Here is a 19396-nt window from a genome sequence, read left to right on the forward strand (position 1 = left end):
GCGTCCTGACCACACGGCAACTCCCGCAGACCGCCGACGACGACGACGACGTCGACGACCGACTGGCGGGTGGGTCGACCGACAGCGGGCGTCGTCCGAGTGGTCACGACACCCCGCTCACGTCCGCCGAGCGGGCAACAACGGTCACAAAGACGACGCCAGACCGACCCATCATGACCACTCGGCGCCGTGCATGCGGCGCGTCCTGACCACACGGCAACTCCCGCGGACCGCTGCTGACGACGACAGACCAACGGGTGGATCGACGGACGGGAGGCGCGGTGCCCGCTGGCACCGCGCCTCCCGTCGATCATCGGCCGCGTCGGGGACGTGACCCGTCAGATCGCGCGGACCGCGTCCAGCAGCTCGGCCACCGGCACGTCGCTGCGCTTGCCCGACGAGCGGTCCCACAGCTCGACGACGCCGTCGGCGGCGTTCCGCCCCGCGACGACGACGATCGGCATCCCGAGCAGTTCCGCGTCGCGGAGCTTCACGCCGGGCGACACCTTGGGACGGTCGTCGTAGACGACCTCGAACCGCTCGCCCTCGAGTTGCGCCACGATGTCCGTCGCGAGGTCGTAGGCCACCGAGTCCTTGCCGGTCGCGACGACGTGCACGTCGAACGGGGCGACGTTCTTCGGCCAGACGAGGCCCTTATCGTCGTTGTGCGCCTCGGCGAGGATGGCGAGGATGCGCGTCACGCCGATGCCGTACGAGCCCATCGTGACCGTCGCGAGCTTGCCGTTCTCGTCCTGCACCTTGAGCCCGAGCGCCTCGGCGTACTTCCGGCCGAGCTGGAACACGTGGCCGATCTCCATGCCTCGAGCGGTCTCGAGCGGGCCGGAGCCGTCGGGTGCGGGGTCGCCGGCACGGACGTCGGAGACCTCGGCGACGCCGTCGGCGGTGAAGTCGCGGCCCATGACGAGACCGGAGACGTGCACGCCGCGCTCGTTCGCACCCGTGATCCACGCGGTGCCGTCGACGACACGGGGGTCGACGACGTAGCGGATGCCCGACGGGCTCTCGGCGCCGAGGACCTGCGGGCCGATGTAGCCCTTCACGAAGACGCCGGGGTGCCGCTTGAAGTCGTCGTCCCCGGCCGGCTCGACCTCGGCGGGCGCGAACGCCACCTCGGCGCGCTTCAGGTCGACCTCGCGGTCGCCGGGCAGGCCGACGACGACGACCTCGCGGGTTCCGTCGAGGTGCGTGAGCGCGAGGACGACGTTCTTCAGCGTGTCCGCCGCGGTCCACGGTGCACCGTCGCGCGGGGCGACAGCGTTCGCGTGCGCCACGAGCGTGTCGATGGTCGGGGTGTCGGCCGCGGGGAGCAGCACGGGCTCCGGCTGCCCCTCGATCGGCAGCGCGTCCGGCACCGGGGTGACGTAGGCCTCGACGTTGGCCGCGTAGCCGCCCGCGCTGCGGACGAAGGTGTCCTCGCCGACGGCGATCGGGTGCAGGAACTCCTCGGACTTCGAGCCGCCCATCGCGCCGGCGTCGGCCTTCACGATCGCGTACTCGAGGCCGAGCCGGGCGAAGATCCGCTCGTACGCGTCGCGCATCGTCTGGTAGCTGCGGTCGAGGCCGGCGTCGTCGATGTCGAACGAGTACGCGTCCTTCATCGTGAACTCACGGCCGCGCAGGAGTCCGGCGCGGGGGCGGGCCTCGTCGCGGTACTTGTCCTGGATCTGGAAGAGCGTGACGGGGAGGTCCTTGTACGACGAGTACAGGTCCTTCACGAGCAGGGCGAAGAGCTCCTCGTGCGTCGGCGCGAGCAGGTAGTCGGCGTCCTTGCGGTCCTTCAGGCGGAAGATGCCGTCGCCGTACTCGGTCCAGCGGTTCGTCGCCTCGTACGGCTCGCGCGGGGCGAGTGCGGGGAGGAGGACCTCCTGCGCGCCGGCGGCGACCATCTCGTCGCGGATGATGCCCTCGATGCGGGCACGGACCCGGAGGCCGAGCGGCAGCCAGGCGAAGATGCCCGGGGCCTGGCGACGGATGTACCCGGCGCGGACGAGCAGCTTCGCGCTCGTCACCTCGGCGTCGGAGGGGTCGTCGCGGAGCGTGCGGAGGAAGAGATGGGAGAGCCGTGTGACCACGGGGCAAGCCTAGCGGCGTGCTCGCGCCGTGCGAGGCGGGGCGCGGGCGGGGTCGTGGGCGGGGTCGTGGGCGGGGTCGCACCGTGCGAGGGCGCGACGCGCCCCGTGGCACGGTGCGAGGTTCCCCGCACCGTGCGAGGCTCCCCGCGTCCCACCGTGTGTGGAACCTCGCACCGTGCGTGCGCCTCGCACCGTGCGAGGGCGGGGCCGGGGTCGTGGGCGGGGCCGGGGCGGGGCCGCACCGTGCGAGGGCGCGACGCGCCCCGCGGCAGGGTGCGAGGTTCCCCGCACCGTGCGAGGCGAAACGGGTCCCACCGTGTGTGGAACCTCGCACCGTGCGTGCGCCTCGCACCGTGCGAGGGGGCACGCAGCACTCGCGCCGTGCGCAGGGGCGCACAGGGGCGCGCACCACGCGACGGACGGGAGGCGCGGCGCCAGCTGGCACCGCGCCTCCCGTCCGGTACGCCCGCGCGACGCGCGCTACGGGGCGGTGATGACCTGCACGGAGCCGGTGGCGGCGGCCGGACCCATCTCGTCCGCGATGCGGTTTGCCTCCTCGATGAGGGTCTGCACGATCTCGCGTTCCGGGACGGTCTTGATGACCTCGCCCTTCACGAAGATCTGGCCCTTGCCGTTGCCGGAGGCGACGCCGAGGTCGGCTTCACGGGCCTCGCCCGGACCGTTCACGACGCAGCCCATCACGGCGACGCGCAGGGGCACGGTCATGCCCTCGAGCCCCTTCGTGACGTCGTTCGCGAGCTGGTAGACGTCGACCTGGGCGCGACCGCAGCTCGGGCACGAGACGATCTCGAGCTTGCGCTCCCGGAGGTTGAGCGACTGCAGGATCTGCAGGCCGACCTTCACCTCCTGCACGGGCGGCGCCGAGAGCGAGACGCGGATCGTGTCGCCGATGCCCTCCGCGAGCAGGATGCCGAACGCGGTCGCGCTCTTGATCGTCCCCTGGAACTCCGGACCGGCCTCGGTCACGCCGAGGTGCAGCGGCCAGTCGCCCGCCGCTGCGAGCTGCCGGTACGCCTTCACCATGACGATCGGGTCGTTGTGCTTGACCGAGATCTTGAAGTCGTGGAAGTCGTGCTCCTCGAACAGGCTGGCTTCCCAGACGGCCGACTCGACGAGGGCCTCGGGCGTGGCCTTGCCGTACTTCTGCAGCAGGCTCGGCTCGAGCGACCCGGCGTTGACACCGATGCGGAGCGAGACCCCGGCGTCCTTCGCGGCCTTGGCGATCGCACCGACCTGGTCGTCGAACTTGCGGATGTTCCCCGGGTTGACGCGGACGGCCGCACAACCGGCGTCGATGGCCTGGAAGACGTACTTCGGCTGGAAGTGGATGTCGGCGATGACCGGGATCTGCGACTTCTTCGCGATGATCGGCAGGGCGTCGGCGTCGTCCTGGCTGGGAACGGCGACGCGGACGATGTCGCAGCCGGAGGCGGTGAGCTCGGCGATCTGCTGCAGGGTCGCGTTGATGTTCGTGGTGGGTGTCGTGGTCATCGACTGCACGGAGACCGGCGCGTCACCGCCCACGAGGACCTTGCCGACCCGGATCTGCCGCGACTTGCGACGCGGGGAGAGCGTTTCCGGGACTTTCGGCAGACCGAGGTTCACTGCTGGCACGCTCGCCACTCTACGCGGTGCGTGCGACGCTGCCGGGTCCGTTCACAGGTCGTTCGCGGAGTCGACGACCGTGATGAGCGGCGCGTAGAGCCGCATCGCGGCAAGTGCGCGCTCGTGGTCCTCGTCGCTGGCCCCGGCACAGGCGTCCGCGACGACCGTGACGGTCGCCCCGGCGTCGGCCGCCGCGAGGGCAGTCGACAGCACGCAGCAGTCCGTGGAGACTCCCGTCAGGACGAGGTGCGGGTGGTCGCCGACCACGGCCAGGAGGCTCGTCCCCCACTTCCCGAACGTCGGTTCCGTCACGACCGGGTCCCCGCGGTCCGCCGCCGCGGTCGCGAAGGGCTCGGTCAGCGCGTAGAGCGGATCGCCGTCGGGGACGAGCGCGAACGGCCACTCGCGGTAGTACGGCACCCAGGCGCCCTCGGGCTGACTCGGCGCGACGAAGCGCGTGAAGACGGACCGACCGGTGAACCGGGGCAGCAGGTGCTCGATGGTCACTCCGGCGTGGGCGTACCGGGGTGCCGCCCACGGGCTCTCCCCCGTGAAGACCTCCTGCATGTCGACGACGAGCCAGGCGTCGTCGGGGACCGTCACGCGCGGCCCTCCTGGCGGCGCACGGCACCGGCGGAGAACAGGAGCGTGCCGAGGAAGCCGACGACCAGGGCCACGAGGACCCCGAGGTTCGCGTACGCCCAGGCTCCGTCGCGGCCGCCGAGGCCGAACGGCCCGAGGAGGTACCCCTGCCAGGCCAGCCACGACGGTCCGGACAGGGTGACGAGCCCCCACCCGAGGACCGTGCCGACGGCGACCAACGCGATCGCGACCCAGCGCACGTCACCGTACCGGCCGTGGCGGTCCTCGAGCTCGGTCTCGGCGTAGTCGCGACGCCGCAGGAGCACGTCGGCCACGAACACCCCGGCCCAGGCGGCGATCGGGACGCCGAGGGTGATGAGGAACGCCTGGAACGGCCCGATGAAGTCCGGCGCGAAGAAGACGACGGAGACCGCGCCGATCACCATCACGACGCCGTCCACACCCGCCGCGACGGGGCGAGGGATCCGCACCCCCGCGCTCAGCAGTGCGAGGCCGGACGAGTAGATGTCCATCACCGCGCCGCCGACGATCCCGAGGATGGCGACGATCGCGAACGGGACGAGGAACCAGATCGGCAGGATCGTGGTGAGCGCGCCGATCGGGTCGGCGTTGATCGCGGCGTTCAGGTCCTTCGACGACCCGGCGAGCAGCACGCCGAAGACGACCAGGAGCGTCGGTGCGAGGGCTCCGCCGAACGTGGTCCATCCCACGACCCCGCGGGTGGAGGACGTGCGCGGCAGGTAGCGCGAGTAGTCGGCGGCGGCGTTGACCCAACCGAGCCCGAACCCGGTCATCACGAGCACCAGCGCACCGATGACCTGCTGCGCACTGCCCGACGGCAACGCGGCGATGGCGGCGAAGTCGATCGACGGGACCGCGAGCACGACGTACACCACCGTGAGCACCGCGGTCACGACGGTGATCCAGGTCTGCAGCCGCATCACGACGTCGAAGCCCGCGATCCCGGCCCCCACGACCAACGCGGCGACGACGACGAGCGCCACCAGCTTGGTGACGACGCCGTCGTCCCAGCCGAGCTCACGGAAGACCGTCGACGTCGCGAGCACGGCCAGAGCAGCCAGCGCGGTCTCCCACCCGACCGTGAGCACCCAGCTGAGGAACGACGGCAGCCGGTTGCCCCGGACGCCGAACGCCGCCCGGCTGAGCACCATCGTCGGTGCCGACCCGCGCTTGCCCGCGATCGCGACGACGCCGCACAGCAGGAACGAGAAGACCACCCCGATGACGGCCACCACGGTCGCCTGCCAGAACGAGATGCCGAACCCGAGCACGAAGGCGCCGTACGCGATCCCGAGCACGGACACGTTCGCCGCGAACCACGGCCAGAACAGCCCACGCGGCGTGCCCTTCCGGTCGGCCTCGGCGATGACGTCGGTGCCCTGGCGTTCGACGGTCCGCAGTTCCGGGCCCCGCGGGTCCGGTGTAGGGGGCATGGGCGCTGTGCTCATGCGCCGAGCGTAGTGCGCGCACCGCCGGCCGGGCAGGCTCGCCGTCGTCCTGTGGACGGACTGCTGCGGTCCTGGGGACGGACCGCTGCCGTCCTGTGGACGGGTCGGCTACCCGAACAGGTTCACGGGGCGCACGATGTCGGCGTAGATGAGCAGCGCGCTCATCCCGGCGAGGAGCACCACGACGACCATCGTGAGGGGCATCGTCTTCGCGAGGTCGATCGGCCCCGGATCCGCCTTCCCGACGAGCGTGAAGGACCGGCGCTTCACGGCCTCCCACAGGGCACCCGCGATGTGGCCGCCGTCGAGGGGCAGCAGCGGCACCATGTTCAGGACGAACAGGCCGATGTTGAGCGAGGCGAGCAGGCCGAGGATCGTGTAGGCCTTGTCGACGATCGGGACCCCCGACATCGACGAGACCTCACCGATCGCGCGCCCGACGCCGACGACGGACACCGGGCTGTCCTGCGACCGGGCCTGCGAGCCGAACGCCGCGTTCCACACCGCGACGAGCCGCTGCGGGAGGTCGATGATGAGGTGTGCTGACGCCGAGATCTGCGCGCCCGTCGCCGGCAGGACCGCCGTCGGCGACTGCCGGACGAGCGACTGCCCGATGCTGACGCCGACCACGCCGACCTGCTGGGTCTTGGTCGTGCCGTCCTCGTTCTTCGCGACCGTGCCGTCGGAGAGGTAGACGTCGCGCGTCGCCGTCACCGGGGTGATCTCGAGCGTCTTGCGGGCACCGTCGCGCTCGACCACGACCGTGAGCTCCTTGCCGGCGCTCCGCTGGAACAGCGTCGACACCTCGGCGATCGTCGGGTCGGCCTTCCCGTCGACGGAGAGCACGACGTCGCCGGACCGGATGCCGGCCTCCTTCGCCGGGGACACCGCGTCGTCCGCGGTGCAGGTCGTCGTCCGGCTGTTCGGCAGCACGCAGTCGACGCTCGACGTGAACGTGGTCGTCGGCGCGCCGAAACCACAGAGGAGCACACCGAACAGGACGATCCCGATGACGAGGTTCATCGCCGGGCCGGCGACCATCACGATGATCCGCTTCCACGGCGTCAGGCGGTAGAACGCGCGGGAGTCGTCCCCGCCGGACTCCGCGATCTGCTCGGCGCTGGCCTGCCGGGCGTCCTGCACGAACGCGCCGTACATGCCCGTGTTCGTGATCGCGCTCGGCTTGCCCGACGCCCGCGGTTTGAGCATGCCGACCATCGAGATGTACCCGCCGAGGAGGATCGGCCGGATCCCGTACTCCGTCTCGCCGCGCGTGAACGACCAGATCGCCTTGCCGAAGCCGAGCGAGTACTGCGTCACCTTCACGTTGAAGAGCTTCGCGAAGGAGAGGTGCCCGAGCTCGTGGAGTCCGATCGAGACCAGCAGGCCGACGATGAAGACGACCACGCCGAGGACGAAGAGCAGGACGGATTCGACGGTCACCGGGAAAGGGTACGGGACGCTACCCATGACGGAGCCGAGCGCACCCTGGGAGGTGGGTCGCGCCTCCCGTCCGACAGGTGGTGGGCTGTTCAGCCTGGAGGCGCGGCGTGGGTCAGCGCGACACCGCGCGGTCCGCCGCGGCGCGCGCCCAGCGCTCCGCTGCCAGGACGCCCTCGAGGGAGGACTCCCCCATCGCGTGCTCGTCGACGACCCGCTCGACCGTGTCGACGATGTCGAGGAAGCCGATCGCACCCGCGTGGAACGCGGCGACGGCCTGCTCGTTCGCGGCGTTGAACACCGCGGGGAACGTCCCGCCGGCCTCGCCGACGCGCTTGGCGAGGGCGACTGCTCCGAACGCCGCGGCGTCGAGCGGCTCGAACGTCCAGGTGCTCGCGGTCGTCCAGTCCAGCGGGACCCCGACGCCCGGCACGCGGTCCGGCCAGGCGAGCCCGAGCGCGATGGGGAGGCGCATGTCCGGCGGCGACGCCTGCGCGATGGTCGACCCGTCCACGAACTCGACCATCGAGTGCACGATCGACTGCGCGTGCACCGTCACGTCGATGCGGTCGTAGGGCACGTCGAAGAGCAGGTGGGCCTCGATCACCTCGAGACCCTTGTTCACGAGTGTCGCCGAGTTCGTCGTGACGACGAGCCCCATGTCCCACGTCGGGTGCGCGAGCGCCTGTGCCGGGGTGACGTCGCGGAGTTCGTCGCGGGAACGGCCCCGGAATGGTCCGCCGCTGGCCGTCAGCACCAGGCGCCGGACCTCGTCCGACGAGCCGGAGCGCAGCGCCTGCGCGATCGCCGAGTGCTCGCTGTCGACGGGCACGATCTGCCCCGGTCGGGCCGCGGCCTGCACGAGCGGCCCGCCGACGATGAGGCTCTCCTTGTTCGCGAGGGCGAGCGTCGCCCCGGACTCGAGGGCGGCCAGGGTGGGTCCGAGTCCGACCGAGCCGGTGATGCCGTTGAGGACGACGTCCGCCTCGACGCTCCGGATCAGCCGCTCGGAGTCGGCGGCACCGAACGCGGTGTCGTGGACGCCGAAGCGCGTGGCCTGCTCGGCGACGAGGGCACGGTTGTTGCCGGCGGTGAGGCCGACGACCTCGAACCGGTCCGGGTTGCGCGCGACGACGTCGAGCGCCTGGGTGCCGATCGAGCCGGTGCTGCCGAGGACGACGATCCGGCGCTTGGGGGGCTGCATTTCGTAACTGTACCGAGACCGCACACGAGCCATCCCTCCGCTGATATGCGGAAGGATGTTCAGCATGCGAACCAAACAGCGCTCCGTCGCAGCACTCCTCGCCTCAGCCGCCACCACGCTCGTGATCGTGGGCTTGGGGACGACGAACGCGCAGGCGACTCCCGCCCCGTCCGCCGCGGTCGACACCGCACAGCTCCGTGCGCTGAGCACCACGCAGAGCCGGGCCGAGATCGACGCACTCGTCAGCGGGACCGACCCGGTGTCGCTCTACGTCGACGCCGCGACCGGCGAGGTCCTCGCCGCAGCGCCGGCGCCGGATAGCACGGTGACCGGCGTGCACACGCGAGCGTTGACCCCGATCGGTCCGGGATGCACGTCGACGAGCGTCTGCATGCGGAGCATCTCGGGTACGCCGTACGGCCTCACCGGGACCGGTACCCGCACGGGCACGTGGAAGAAGATCATCAGCTACTCTTCCGGCGACCGGGAGACCAGTTTCTGGGCGTCGAACGGTATGGCGTACACCTACCGGGCGTACTCGAACGTGACGCTGAACGTGACCGTGACGATCACGAAGGTCCAGCGCTGAGCCGTTCCTCATGAGGCGAGGGCGATGAGCACCTGCTCATCGCCCTCGCCGAGGATCACGTCCTGCTCCGTCAGCCGATGGCGAGGATGTCGACGACGAAGACCAGCGGAGCGTTCGCGGGGATCCCGGACCCTTCACGCGGGTTCGCTCCGTAGGCGTCGTCCGAGGTGGCGACGATCAGGACCTGCGAACCGACCTTCTGACCGACGAGCCCCGTCACGAAGCCCTTGATGAGACCCTGCTCCGAGACGGTGAACGTCGTCGGGACGCCCTTCGACCATGACGAGTCGAACTCCTTGCCACCCTTGAGCAGCACGCCCTTGTACTGCACGAGAGCGGTGTCGCCGTCCTTGATCGTCTGCCCGTCGCCCTGCTTGAGGACCTCGACCTCCGTCTTCGAGGGGGTCTTGATCCCCGACGGGATCGTGATCTGCGGCTCACCGTCGGCCTTGTCCTTGACGGTCGGCAACGCGGGGTCCTGCTCCTGGGGCGTACCCGTCGCCTTGGTCGGGATCTTCGAGACGATGTCGGCGACGACGACCACGTCACCGCCGGTGTTGAAGCCGATCGCCGAGGACTGGCCGACGACGACCACGCGCTCGCCGACCGTCGAGCACGCGAGGATGGCGCCGAAGCCACTGCCGCCCACGGAGAGCGCCTGCGGGTTGCCGGAGTCGAAGCCCACGCTGCCGAGCTTCGAGGCGTCCTTCGCCTGGTACACGCTGTAGGAGACCTGCGCGTAGTCGCCCGACTTGAGGGACGCACCCTTGCCCTGCACCGCGACCGTGGCCTGCGGCTCCGATGCACTGAGCCCCTTCGCGAAGGACACCTTCGGAGCGGTGGCCGTGCCGACCGCACCCGACACCTTCACCGAGTCGGAGGCCTTGCCCGGATCGGGGCAGGAGGTGATCGCCGCTGCGCTGGCACTGGCGCTGGACGACGCGCTCGGCGATGTCGTGGCGGTGCCCGACCCCGTGCCGGAGCACGCGGCGAGTCCCAGCACGACGGCGGGGACCAGGGCGATCGGGAGCAGGCGAAGACGCTTCACGGGACCCTAGTCTGCCGCACTCGCCGATGATTCCCCTGCGAGCACCCGGATGTCGGGCTCGTGGTGGACGGGGAACGCAACGGAGCGCGCGATGAAGCAGAGCCGGTTCGCCTCGGCGTGCGCAGCGATCGCGTCCTCGATCCTGTCCGCCTCACGGACGGTGACGACCGGGTGCAGCGTCGTCTCGACGAGCTCGCCGGAGCCGTCGCGGTTGAGGTTCAGGCTCGCGGTCGCCCGGTCCTGGTAGTCGACGACCGTGAAGCCCTGCTGCACGGCGACGTGCAGGTAGCTCAGCATGTGGCACTGCGCCAGCGCCGCGACGACGAGCTCCTCGGGGTTCCAGCGGTCGCGGTCGCCTCGGAACGTCGGGTCGGCCGAACCCGCCAGGTCGTGCTTCCCCGCCGCGGAGACCACGTGGTCGCGGCCGTAGTCGCGGTAGCCGCTCGTGCCGGAACCGCGGTCTCCGGTCCAGCGGACGGACACCTCGTAGGAGTGGTCGGACACGTGGGGCACCTCGTTCGTCTCGTTAGCATTGCGGCATGACTGAGCGCCATCCTCTCACCGCCGACGGGTCCGTCGAACTCGCCGTCCTCGACCGGAACGGCTTCGAGGAGAGCCGGCACGTGGGCGCCGGAGTGGTCGTCGCCGCGGACGGCTCGGTCATCGACTCGGTGGGCGACGTCACCGCGAGCGTCTACCCGCGCTCGACGATGAAGCCGTTCCAGGCGCTGGCCGTCCGACGCGCCGGAGCCGCCTTCTCCGACGAGGAGCTCGTGCTCTCCACGGCGAGCCACGCCGGCACCGCCGCCCACCAGGCGATCGCGCAGCACATGCTCGAGTCCTTCGACCACGTCGAGGCGGACCTCGGCTGCCCGCCCGACCTGCCCTTCGACCGCGCCACCGCCCGGACGGCGGACGGGCCGCGACGGCTGGCGATGAACTGCTCCGGCAAGCACGCCGCGATGCTCGCCGCCTGCCGCGTCAACGGTTGGGACGAGCGTTCCTACCTCGACGTCGACCACCCGCTGCAGCAGCGCGTCCGCACGACGGTCGAGGAGTACACGGCGGAGACCGTCGACCTGGTCGGCACCGACGGCTGCGGGGCACCGGTCTTCCCGCTGACCCTCACCGGTCTCGCGCGGGGCATCGCCGGCGTCGTCGCCCGCGCCGACGCCGACTCCGCAGCCCTGACGGACGCCGTGCTCGCACACCCCTGGGCGCTCGACGGCGTCGGGCGCGCGAACACCGTGACGATCGAACAGCTGGGGGTGTTCGCGAAGCTCGGCGCCGAGGGCGTGATGGTGATGGGCCTCCCCGGTGGGGCGGCCGTCGCGGTCAAGACGCTCGACGGTGCGCAGCGCGCGGGCACGCTCGCGGCGCTGACCCTGCTGCAGCGGAACGGGCTGGTGACCGCCGAGGGCGTCGCGGGGGTCATGGCGGCGACGGGCGAGCAGGTGCTCGGTGGGGGCGTCCCGGTGGGCGCCGTCCGCGCCGGAGCCGGTCTGCGCTGAGCCCTGGCGCGGTTCCCGTCGGCTCGGCGGGGCGAGGTCCCGCCGACTCGGCGGAGGCGGTGCCTGCGTCGACGGCTCCCGCGCCCTCGGCTGGGAGGGCTCCCGCGCCCTCGGCGGGGAGGTCGAGGATCGGGAGCACCGGGGCGATCGCGATCGGCTCCCCCTGCGCGGTCCGGAACGTGCACCCCGACCGGCCGACCGTGACGACCGCGTCCGCGCGGCGCGGCGTCCGGCCGTGATCGGGGACGAGCACGAGCGTGCGGAGGCCGTGGCGCTCGTGCGGCGACACCACGTGGACGACGATCCCCTCCGGCAGCGGGGCGAGCCCGTCCGGCAGGCCCTCGCTGTGCCGGGACGGCGCAGCGACGGTCGCGGCGCCGAGCTGCGCGGACAGGGCGTCGAAGACCGCGCGTGCGAGCGCACCTCGTCCGACCACGACGAGGTGTGATGCTGCGGTGTGGACCGGCGAGCCGTCGTCGAGACGGTGCCCCACCACGAGCGTCGCTGGACGATCGGGATCGGGAACCGGTGAGTGCGTTCGGGCAGGCGCGGGCTGCGGGGCCGGGGGGTCGAGCTGGGATGCCGCGGTCTCAGATCGACGCTGCCGCCACTCGACCGCAGGCTGCGACGCTCGGCTCCGCCCGGCAGCGACGACGAGGCGGTCGAGCACGGCGAGCACCGACCCTGCTGCGACCGCGATCAGCCGGACGGTGCCCGGGAGCGCTGCGAAGACGCCGGTCCCGACGAGAACGAACGCGCCGACGACGAGGATCGTCCGGGCGAGGAGCGTGTTCACGCCACCAGTCGACCGGAGATCCGTGGGTCCGGTCGCCACTGTCGGCCCCGCTGTGGACTGATCGCGGCGGGATCCCTCCCGTGCAGGAGGAGGTCTCGCCACACGATCACTGCACGAGGAAGAACTGCTCCCCGATGTCCACCCGCGCGCCACGCTCGACCCGGTAGCGCCGTCCCGGTTCGCACCGCCGGATCGACCCGTCGATGTGCCGCACCACGGTGCCGTTGCCCGAGAAGCGGTCCGACACCCAGAGGTCTCCCCCGTCACGACCGAGCTCGAGGTGCGTCTTGGACACCGACTTGCCCGGGTCGTGGACGGTCAGGAGGTCGTCGAAGCGCTCACCCGGCTGCGGGCGGGGCAGGCGGCCGAGGAGGCCGGTGCCGTGCACGCCGAACCGCTCGCCGGTGCTGAAGTGCAGCACGAACGGCGCGTGGGTCGGGGTTTTGGAAACGATCCGGGTCTCGTCGACGTCCTGGTCGTCGCTGTCGTCGGGCACGTCGCCGTCATCGAGGTCAGTACCGGCGCTGGACGGCACGGATGGACGCTGGAGCGGCGGAGCGGGGCGCTCGGGAGCCGCGGTCTGCCCGTGGTCGGGCATCCCAGGGATCGGCGGGAGCGGTGCGGCCCGCGGCACGGGTGTGATCGGTGCGGCGGCGTCCCCCGCGTACTCGGGTGCTCCGGCAGGGTCGTCGGCGGCCTGGGCCTCTCCCGCGCTGTCCGTCGACACCGGCGCAGCGTGCTGTCCTCGTGGCCGCACGGCCGCGCGGAAGAGGTGGTCGTCGTCCGGCGCGGACGATGCCCCGTCAGCTGTCACATCCGGCGTCGCCTCGGTCGCCGTGTGCTCCGACGGTCGACCTGCTCCGGCAGTCGGCTCGGGCTCAGGCTCGTCACCCGCGACCGCTGCGTGGTGCAGGGCGGCGTCGCGCTCGGATGATCCGTCGTGGTCCGCGACCTCGTCGTGGTCCGCGACCTCGTCGCCCGAGGCGTCGCCATCCCGCTCGCGAGCGTCCGACTGCTCGTCGTCCTCGGCCGCAGCCTCGTCCTCGCCCGGTCCCTCGTCCTCGGCAGCCCAGTCGGGGCGGGCGACGGGGAGCGGGACGACCGGGCCGGTGAAGGCCGCCGTGACCGCGGGGCGGACAGCGCCGCAGTTGCTGCAGAAGATGTCGTCCGGCTCGAGCGCGTGGCCGCACACGTGGCATGTGGCACCGGCGGAACCCGGGGTCACGAGCGGGACCGGACGCTGGGGCGCGGGGCGGCGATCGACGAGCGGCTCCACGACGGCGGTGTCCCCGGGCTGTGGCGGCGAAGCGACCGGGGCCGGACGCTCCGCCGCGAGAGCAGCGTCCGCGGCGTTGCTCGGCTGGTCCTGCCCCGGCGTCGCCGACGGGGTGCCCGAGCCGGCTCGGTCTCCGGGCTCCTCCTGGGCGGGCGCGGCCGAGCGGCCGATCCACCAGGACGGCGTCGAGGGCGCGGCGGGCGCGGCCTCCGGTGCGGGAGGCTGCCATGCCGGGGTCGACTGCTGGGCCGGCGGCTGCCAGACGGGCGCGTCCGGGGTCGGCTGGTGCCCGCGGTCGGAGCCCGGGGCCCGCGGTGCACGGTCCGCGACGCGGGTCACCTCGGGGTCGTCCTCGGGGGACGACGCGGAGCCGGGAGCGAAGGCGTCGGGGTCGAGCGGCGGCTCTTGCTCGAAGGACGGCACCGGCGACTGCGCCCACGCCGGCTGACCGCCGGTCCGCGGGCCGGGCGCAGGCTCACCGCCCGTCGGCAGACCGGGCGCCGGCTGTCCGGATTCCGGCTGTCGGGACCCGTACCCGGCGGGAGGGGTCGAGGGCTGCGCGGGCGCCGCCTGACGCCGGGCACCGGGGCGGTCATCACCGGTGAGCCAAGCGCGGGTCGCCGGGTCCAGCGTGGACTCCGGGAGCCAGGCATCCGCCGCCGGGTCCGGACGACGGCCGTGCACGTCGGGCTGGAGGAGCGGCGGCGGCGGCGCCTGCTCGACCGGGGCGCTGGCGGCCGGACGTCGGTTCGCGGTCGCCGTCACCGCACGTCCGCACTCACCGCAGAAGATCGCTCCGTCCGGCAGCGCTGAGCCGCAGTGTTCGCATCTGATCACGTGGTGCCTCTGTCCTCACTCGGTCGACCTTCCTCGCGCTGTCGTCCACGACGTCCGATCGGCCTCCGGCCATCGTAGTCACGCGAGGTCCGACCGCCCTTCGAGGCGACGAGGCCGACCCGGCCGTCGACCGCCGCCCGGCGGACGTCGCCGAGCCGGAGGGAGCGGAGGGACACGGCCGTCCGGAACCGTTCCCGACGGGTGCGCCCCGTGCGCAGGCTGGTGATCGCCTCGTCGGTCGCCCGCCACATCCGGTCCGCGGTCGGCTCGTCGACCTCGCTCGGCCCGAAGACCGCACGGTCGGCCAGGGCCGCCAACCCGGGGCCGCCCTCCCCCGGCGCGCCGCGGACGCTCTCACGGCGGGTCGCCGAGGGTGCCACCGCGTGTCCGCGGTCGAGGAGCGCATCGCGGTACTCGTCCCACGCCCCGACGATCCGACCGCGTGGCGACGGAGCCCGACGTCGACGCCGACGTCGGATCCGTTTGACCAGGACGATCACGGCGAACGGCAGGAGCACGAGCGCGGCGACCGCGAGGACCCCGGCCACCCACGGGAGCACGGCGAGGAGGATCTGGAGCCAGAGCGGCTGCACCGGCGGCGTGTCGCGGTCGCTCTGCGGCGGCGCCTGCTGGTCCTGGTCCTGCTGGTCGGCCGGCGGCGGGGGCACGACGGTCTCCGGGCGGGTGACCGGCTTCGGGGTCTCCTGCTGCGCGTCCGGGATCTTCCGGACGGTCGGGTTGGGGTTGAGCACGACCCATCCCCACTGCGCCGTGTCGACCTCGATGCGAGCGGTGACGTCCGAGCCCGTGAACGTCGTCGTCCCGCCGTCGGAAGCCGCGTCGGCGCCGGAGTCGCCACCCTCCGCGAACCCGAGCACGACCCGTGTCGGGAAGCCGATCTGCTCGGCCATCAGCGCAGCCGCCACCGCGTACTGCTCCTGGTCCCCGACCATGAGCGCCGAGGTCAGCAGCTCGGTGATCCGGTCGGCGCCGTGTCCGGACCGGCTCGCGCGGTCGTCGCCGACACCGTGGCTCACGTAGCCCGTTCGTCGCAGTTGCTCCAGCATGGCGACGAGCTTCGCGCCGTCCGACCCCGCACCGTCCGTGTACGCCTCGACGGTGTCGCGCACCGCGTCCGGGACCCCGCGGAGCGCGGGGAGCTGCGCCGTCCCCGGCTTCGCCGAGGCGAGCTGGCCCTGTGTCGGCTGGTCCGGGAGCACCGCGGTCAGGTCGTAGGTCGTCCCGCGGGACACCCCGCCGACGACGGCACCGGTGCCCGTGGAGGCGTTGTAGAAGAAGGCACCGCGGTCCTCGTCGGCACGGCGCCCGGAGAAGTCGACGCGTTCGAGGTCGCCGACCGTGGGCAGCCACACCCCGCTGTAGCCGTCGACCGTCACCCCCACGCGCACCGTCGTCCCCCGCACGCCGCGGACGTCGACCGAGGTCGGGACGCGTTCGAACGTCCCGGACGCGGCGGCACCGTCCGAGCCGCCGACGCGGTAGACGACGCCGTCGTACGTGTCGAGGGTCGCGATCCGCACGAAGCCGTCCGCCGGGAGTCCGGTGACCCGCAGCTGCGCCGTGTCGGCTTCGTCGGACTCCTCGTAGGCGCGGAACCCGCTCAGCGGGCTGACGTAGTCGCGTGGATCGAACGGCTTGACCACGTCCGTCCGCGCCACCGTGCGGGCCCCCGAGGGCGGCGCGACGAGTCCGAGTGCGGTCGCGACGACCGCGGCGGCGACGATGGTCCCCGTCCCGACGAGCGCCGGCCGGAGGACCGAGCGCGCGATCGGCACCCGCGTCCCGACGGTCGACGCGACGGCCACGGCACGGCGCGCGTGCCGCGCGGTGAGGGCCCACACCAGCGCGAGGCCGGCGAGGACGACCGCGGTCACGATCGAGGTGTCGAGCCGTGTCGGCCCGACCACGATCCCGGCCGCGAAGAGCGCGAGGGGCGCGATCGCGCCCAGTTCCTGCCGGGAGGCGCGGGTCGCCACGCTCACGCCGGTCACCGTCACGACGAGGACGCTCACGAAGTACGGGACGAGCAGGGCTTCGTAGGAACCGACCGGCAGGCTGATGGTCACCAGCTGCTTCCAGCCGAGGGCCACGCCGGCGAAGAGGTCGAGCAGCCCGCGCCCCGTCGGCAACACCCCGTTCGCCGCCCCCGGCACAGCGGCCGGCACGCCGGTGAGCGTGAACGCGGCGACCGTCGCCAGGCCGACGACCGGCGACGAGAGTCGGTACACCGCGCCGAGGAGCGCGACGACCGTGCCCGCCACGATCGCGGTCACCGCGGCCACGAACATCGAGTCGTCGCGGTAGACCGGCCACCACGACGTGCTCGCCACCGCCACGAGCAGCCAGACGACCAGCGTCCCGCCCGCCAGGCGCAGCGGAGCGGCCCGACGCGCGTTGCGCCGAGCGGTCCGGCGGACCCGGGTCGCCGGCGTCGCGGGTGCCGGGGCGCTCACGCCGCCGCCGATCGGTGGAGCGCGGTGCGCAGGTCGTCGAGGTAGCCGATCGTCATGACGGTCAGCCCGGCGACCCGGAGGAACCGCGGCTGGGCCTCGGGCTCGCAGATGACGGCCACGACCTCGACCCCGACGGGGAACCGCGTGGCGGCGAGCCGGAGTGCCGGGAGCTCGACGGTGGAGCCGACCACGAGGAACGCGACCGAGATGCCCGCCGTGTCGTTGCCGACGATCCGGGCGACCTCGGCGATCGGGAGGCAGGCCTCGGCGAGGCCCACGGTCGCGAAGTCGTCGAGCAGCCTGGTCGGGGTGACCGTCGGCAGCCGGTGCACCGCGTACACCGGTCGCTTCGCGAACTCCGGCGTCCGCTCGGACACCACCACGGTGACGTCGCGGCCGTCCCGGATCGCTCGGGTGCCGAGCGACGCGGCGGCGCTCACGGCGAGCTCGAACTCGTCTCCGTCGGCGAACTCGGCTCGGGACGACCCGAGCGCGACGACGAGGTGCGACCGACGGGTGTCCTCGAACTGCCGGACCATCAGGGCGCCCGACTTCGCGGTCGACTTCCAGTGGATCGTGCGCGGGTCGTCACCGGGCATGTACTCACGGATGGCGTGGAACGCGATGTCGGCCGGTGAGAGGTCCGTCGTCGCCTGCCCCTCGAGGTCCCGCACGAGTCCGGTGCTCGTCGACGGGATCGCGATCGTGCGCGGGTGCACGATGACCTGCTCTCGGGCAGTCCAGACGACCTCGCGACGGACGAGTCCGACCGGGTCCGCTCGGACGCCGGTCACGGGGCCGACGTCGAGCACGCCGCGCCGCGTCGTCGGGACCGGGACCTCCTGCTCGAAGGTCCCCTTCGCCGCGATCGCCGGGATGGCGACGTCGACCAGCCCCACCCCAACGGGGACCTCGACCGTGCTCGGGACCGACGGCAGCCGTCCCGGGTTCTCGGCGGTCACCACCACCGCGGCCGGGTTGCCGACGGCGACGCGGTGCTGCGGGAGGCGCATCCGGACGAGCAGGCGCGACCGCCCGATCAGGGCGACCGCGGCGACGACGATCAGCAGCGCACCGGCGAACCCCACGACGACGACCTCGCGGAGGCCGAGACGGTATCCCGCGACGAACGCGACGAGCGTGAGGACCGCCACCGTCCATCCCAGGCCGGTGACCACTGACGAGACCTCGTCCCAGGCACGTCCGACGAGCCTCCAGGCCGTTGCCCAGAGCCGGACGACGCCGACGACCGCGTCTGCGGCGACGCTGTCGCGGTTCCCGACCAGACGGGTCCGCACGTTCGTCAGGCCGGCGACCGTCCCGGTGCGCTCGGACGCGCCCGACCCGCGACGCGACCGCGTCGAGGAGGGGCGGCGCGAACGCGTCGAGGCGGGCCGGCGGTCGGTCACGACGCGACCCGGTCAGCAGGGGGTGGCGTCTCGACCAGGAGCTGCGACACGACCGCGGTCGGGCTGACGCCGTCGAACTCGGCCTCGGCGTCGAGCACGAGGCGGTGCGCGAGCACTGGGACCGCCAGCGCCTTCACGTCGTCGGGCGTGACGTAGTGGCGGCCGTTGAGCGCCGCGAACACACGGGACGCCCGCATCAGACCCATCGCGCCACGGACGCTGACCCCGAGTCGGACCTCGCTCGCGGAGCGCGTCGAGTCGACGAGCCGGGCGACGTAGTCGGCGATGACGGCGTCGACGTGCACCGATCGGGCGAGCGCGGCCATCTCGGTGATCGTCGCCGCCGGCACGACGCTCGCGAGCGGCACCGACGCCGACGGCGCAGACGACGTCTCGAGGATCTTCACCGTCGCGGCGTGGTCCGGGTAGCCGATCGACGCCTTCATGAGGAAGCGGTCGAGCTGCGCCTCCGGCAGACGGTAAGTGCCGGCCTGCTCGACGGGGTTCTGGGTGGCGATCACCATGAACGGCGCGGCGAGCCGGTGGTTGACGCCGTCGACGGTGACCGCGGACTCCTCCATCGCCTCGAGCAGCGCGGACTGGGTCTTCGGGCTCGCGCGGTTGATCTCGTCGGCGAGCACGATGTTCGAGAACACCGGGCCGCGGTGGAAGTCGAACTCCTGGGTGCGCTGGTCGTAGACGCTGATGCCCGTGATGTCGCCGGGCAGCAGGTCGGGCGTGAACTGGATGCGGTTCGTCGAGCCCTGCACACTCTGCGCCATCGCCCGCGCGAGGCTCGTCTTGCCGGTGCCGGGGACGTCCTCGAGCAGGAGGTGTCCCTCGCTGAGCATCGCCGTGACCGCGAGCCGGATCACGAACGTCTTCCCGAGGAGCACCTGCTCGACGTTGGTCACGATGCGGCCGGCGACGTCGGCGAACCAGGTGGCCTGCTCCGGGGTCATGCTCATGCGGGGTCGTTCCTTCGGTGGTGAGTCGTTGGTCGTGGGCGCGCTACTCGGAA

At 72.5% G+C, this 19396-nt stretch carries 15 protein-coding genes and 1 pseudogene; 2 read left to right on the forward strand and 14 right to left on the reverse strand.

The genetic code is table 11. The features are described from left to right. Positions 1–338: 338 nt before the first annotated feature. The 6 genes from MON03_RS09275 to dxr all read right to left on the reverse strand — a co-directional run bounded on the left by MON03_RS09275 (position 339) and on the right by dxr (position 8435). A complete protein-coding gene (locus tag MON03_RS09275) occupies positions 339–2093 on the reverse strand; it encodes a proline--tRNA ligase (RefSeq protein ID WP_242088149.1) in 1755 nt (584 codons plus the stop codon). Between the two features lie 480 nt (positions 2094–2573). Next, a complete protein-coding gene (ispG, locus tag MON03_RS09280; RefSeq protein WP_031272324.1) occupies positions 2574–3707 on the reverse strand; it encodes a flavodoxin-dependent (E)-4-hydroxy-3-methylbut-2-enyl-diphosphate synthase in 1134 nt (377 codons plus the stop codon). Between the two features lie 63 nt (positions 3708–3770). After that, positions 3771–4322, reverse strand: coding sequence for a cysteine hydrolase family protein (locus MON03_RS09285; protein WP_277927213.1), 552 nt, complete (start codon positions 4320–4322; stop codon positions 3771–3773). Then, a complete protein-coding gene (locus tag MON03_RS09290) occupies positions 4319–5776 on the reverse strand; it encodes a purine-cytosine permease family protein (RefSeq protein ID WP_242088151.1) in 1458 nt (485 codons plus the stop codon). The genes MON03_RS09285 and MON03_RS09290 overlap by 4 nt, the downstream gene beginning before the upstream one ends. Positions 5777–5899: 123 nt before the next feature. Beyond that, positions 5900–7234: a M50 family metallopeptidase gene (locus tag MON03_RS09295; RefSeq protein WP_242088152.1), complete on the reverse strand. Its 1335-nt coding sequence runs from the start codon at positions 7232–7234 to the stop codon at positions 5900–5902. A gap of 112 nt (positions 7235–7346) precedes the next feature. After that, positions 7347–8435, reverse strand: a complete 1089-nt coding sequence (dxr, locus tag MON03_RS09300; protein ID WP_242088153.1) for a 1-deoxy-D-xylulose-5-phosphate reductoisomerase — start codon at positions 8433–8435, stop codon at positions 7347–7349. Positions 8436–8499: 64 nt separating this feature from the next. Between dxr and MON03_RS09305 the strand changes: the two genes are divergently transcribed. Then, positions 8500–9024, forward strand: a complete 525-nt coding sequence (locus tag MON03_RS09305) for a hypothetical protein (protein ID WP_022904886.1) — start codon at positions 8500–8502, stop codon at positions 9022–9024. A 70-nt stretch (positions 9025–9094) separates the two neighbouring features. Here MON03_RS09305 and MON03_RS09310 read toward each other — a convergent pair whose 3' ends face one another. Together MON03_RS09310 and MON03_RS09315 are read right to left on the reverse strand one after the other, a co-directional pair. Further along, complete coding sequence (locus MON03_RS09310) at positions 9095–10072, reverse strand: FKBP-type peptidyl-prolyl cis-trans isomerase (protein ID WP_022904885.1); 978 nt, start codon at positions 10070–10072, stop codon at positions 9095–9097. 6 nt (positions 10073–10078) lie between these two features. Continuing rightward, on the reverse strand, positions 10079–10576 hold the full coding sequence (locus MON03_RS09315; protein WP_242088154.1) for an OsmC family protein: 498 nt from the start codon (positions 10574–10576) through the stop codon (positions 10079–10081). Positions 10577–10611: 35 nt separating this feature from the next. Between MON03_RS09315 and MON03_RS09320 the strand changes: the two genes are divergently transcribed. Continuing rightward, the gene (locus MON03_RS09320) at positions 10612–11583 is read left to right on the forward strand and encodes an asparaginase (protein WP_242088155.1); all 972 of its coding nucleotides are present in this window, start codon (positions 10612–10614) and stop codon (positions 11581–11583) included. Here MON03_RS09320 and MON03_RS09325 read toward each other — a convergent pair. The 6 genes and pseudogenes from MON03_RS09325 to MON03_RS09345 form a co-directional block, all read right to left on the reverse strand. Further along, a complete protein-coding gene (locus tag MON03_RS09325; RefSeq protein WP_242088156.1) occupies positions 11504–12379 on the reverse strand; it encodes a hypothetical protein in 876 nt (291 codons plus the stop codon). The genes MON03_RS09320 and MON03_RS09325 overlap by 80 nt on opposite strands. A 106-nt stretch (positions 12380–12485) precedes the next feature. After that, a complete protein-coding gene (locus MON03_RS17375) occupies positions 12486–14420 on the reverse strand; it encodes an FHA domain-containing protein (protein WP_277927214.1) in 1935 nt (644 codons plus the stop codon). Between the two features lie 3 nt (positions 14421–14423). Beyond that, positions 14424–14492: pseudogene (locus MON03_RS17470) on the reverse strand (zinc-ribbon domain-containing protein); the annotation flags it as partial. Further along, positions 14489–16966, reverse strand: a complete 2478-nt coding sequence (locus MON03_RS09335; RefSeq protein ID WP_175329121.1) for a transglutaminase TgpA family protein — start codon at positions 16964–16966, stop codon at positions 14489–14491. The gene MON03_RS09335 and the pseudogene MON03_RS17470, both read right to left, overlap by 4 nt. After that, positions 16963–18375, reverse strand: a complete 1413-nt coding sequence (locus tag MON03_RS09340; protein WP_242088157.1) for a DUF58 domain-containing protein — start codon at positions 18373–18375, stop codon at positions 16963–16965. The genes MON03_RS09335 and MON03_RS09340 overlap by 4 nt, the downstream gene beginning before the upstream one ends. Beyond that, positions 18372–19343 carry an AAA family ATPase gene (locus MON03_RS09345; RefSeq protein ID WP_242088158.1) on the reverse strand — a complete coding sequence of 324 codons (972 nt, stop codon included), beginning with the start codon at positions 19341–19343 and terminating at the stop codon, positions 18372–18374. The genes MON03_RS09340 and MON03_RS09345 overlap by 4 nt, the downstream gene beginning before the upstream one ends. Positions 19344–19396: the final 53 nt, after the last annotated feature.

The organism is Curtobacterium sp. DN_7.5, from assembly GCF_022655355.1.
Taxonomy (GTDB): Bacteria; Actinomycetota; Actinomycetes; order Actinomycetales; family Microbacteriaceae; genus Curtobacterium; species Curtobacterium luteum.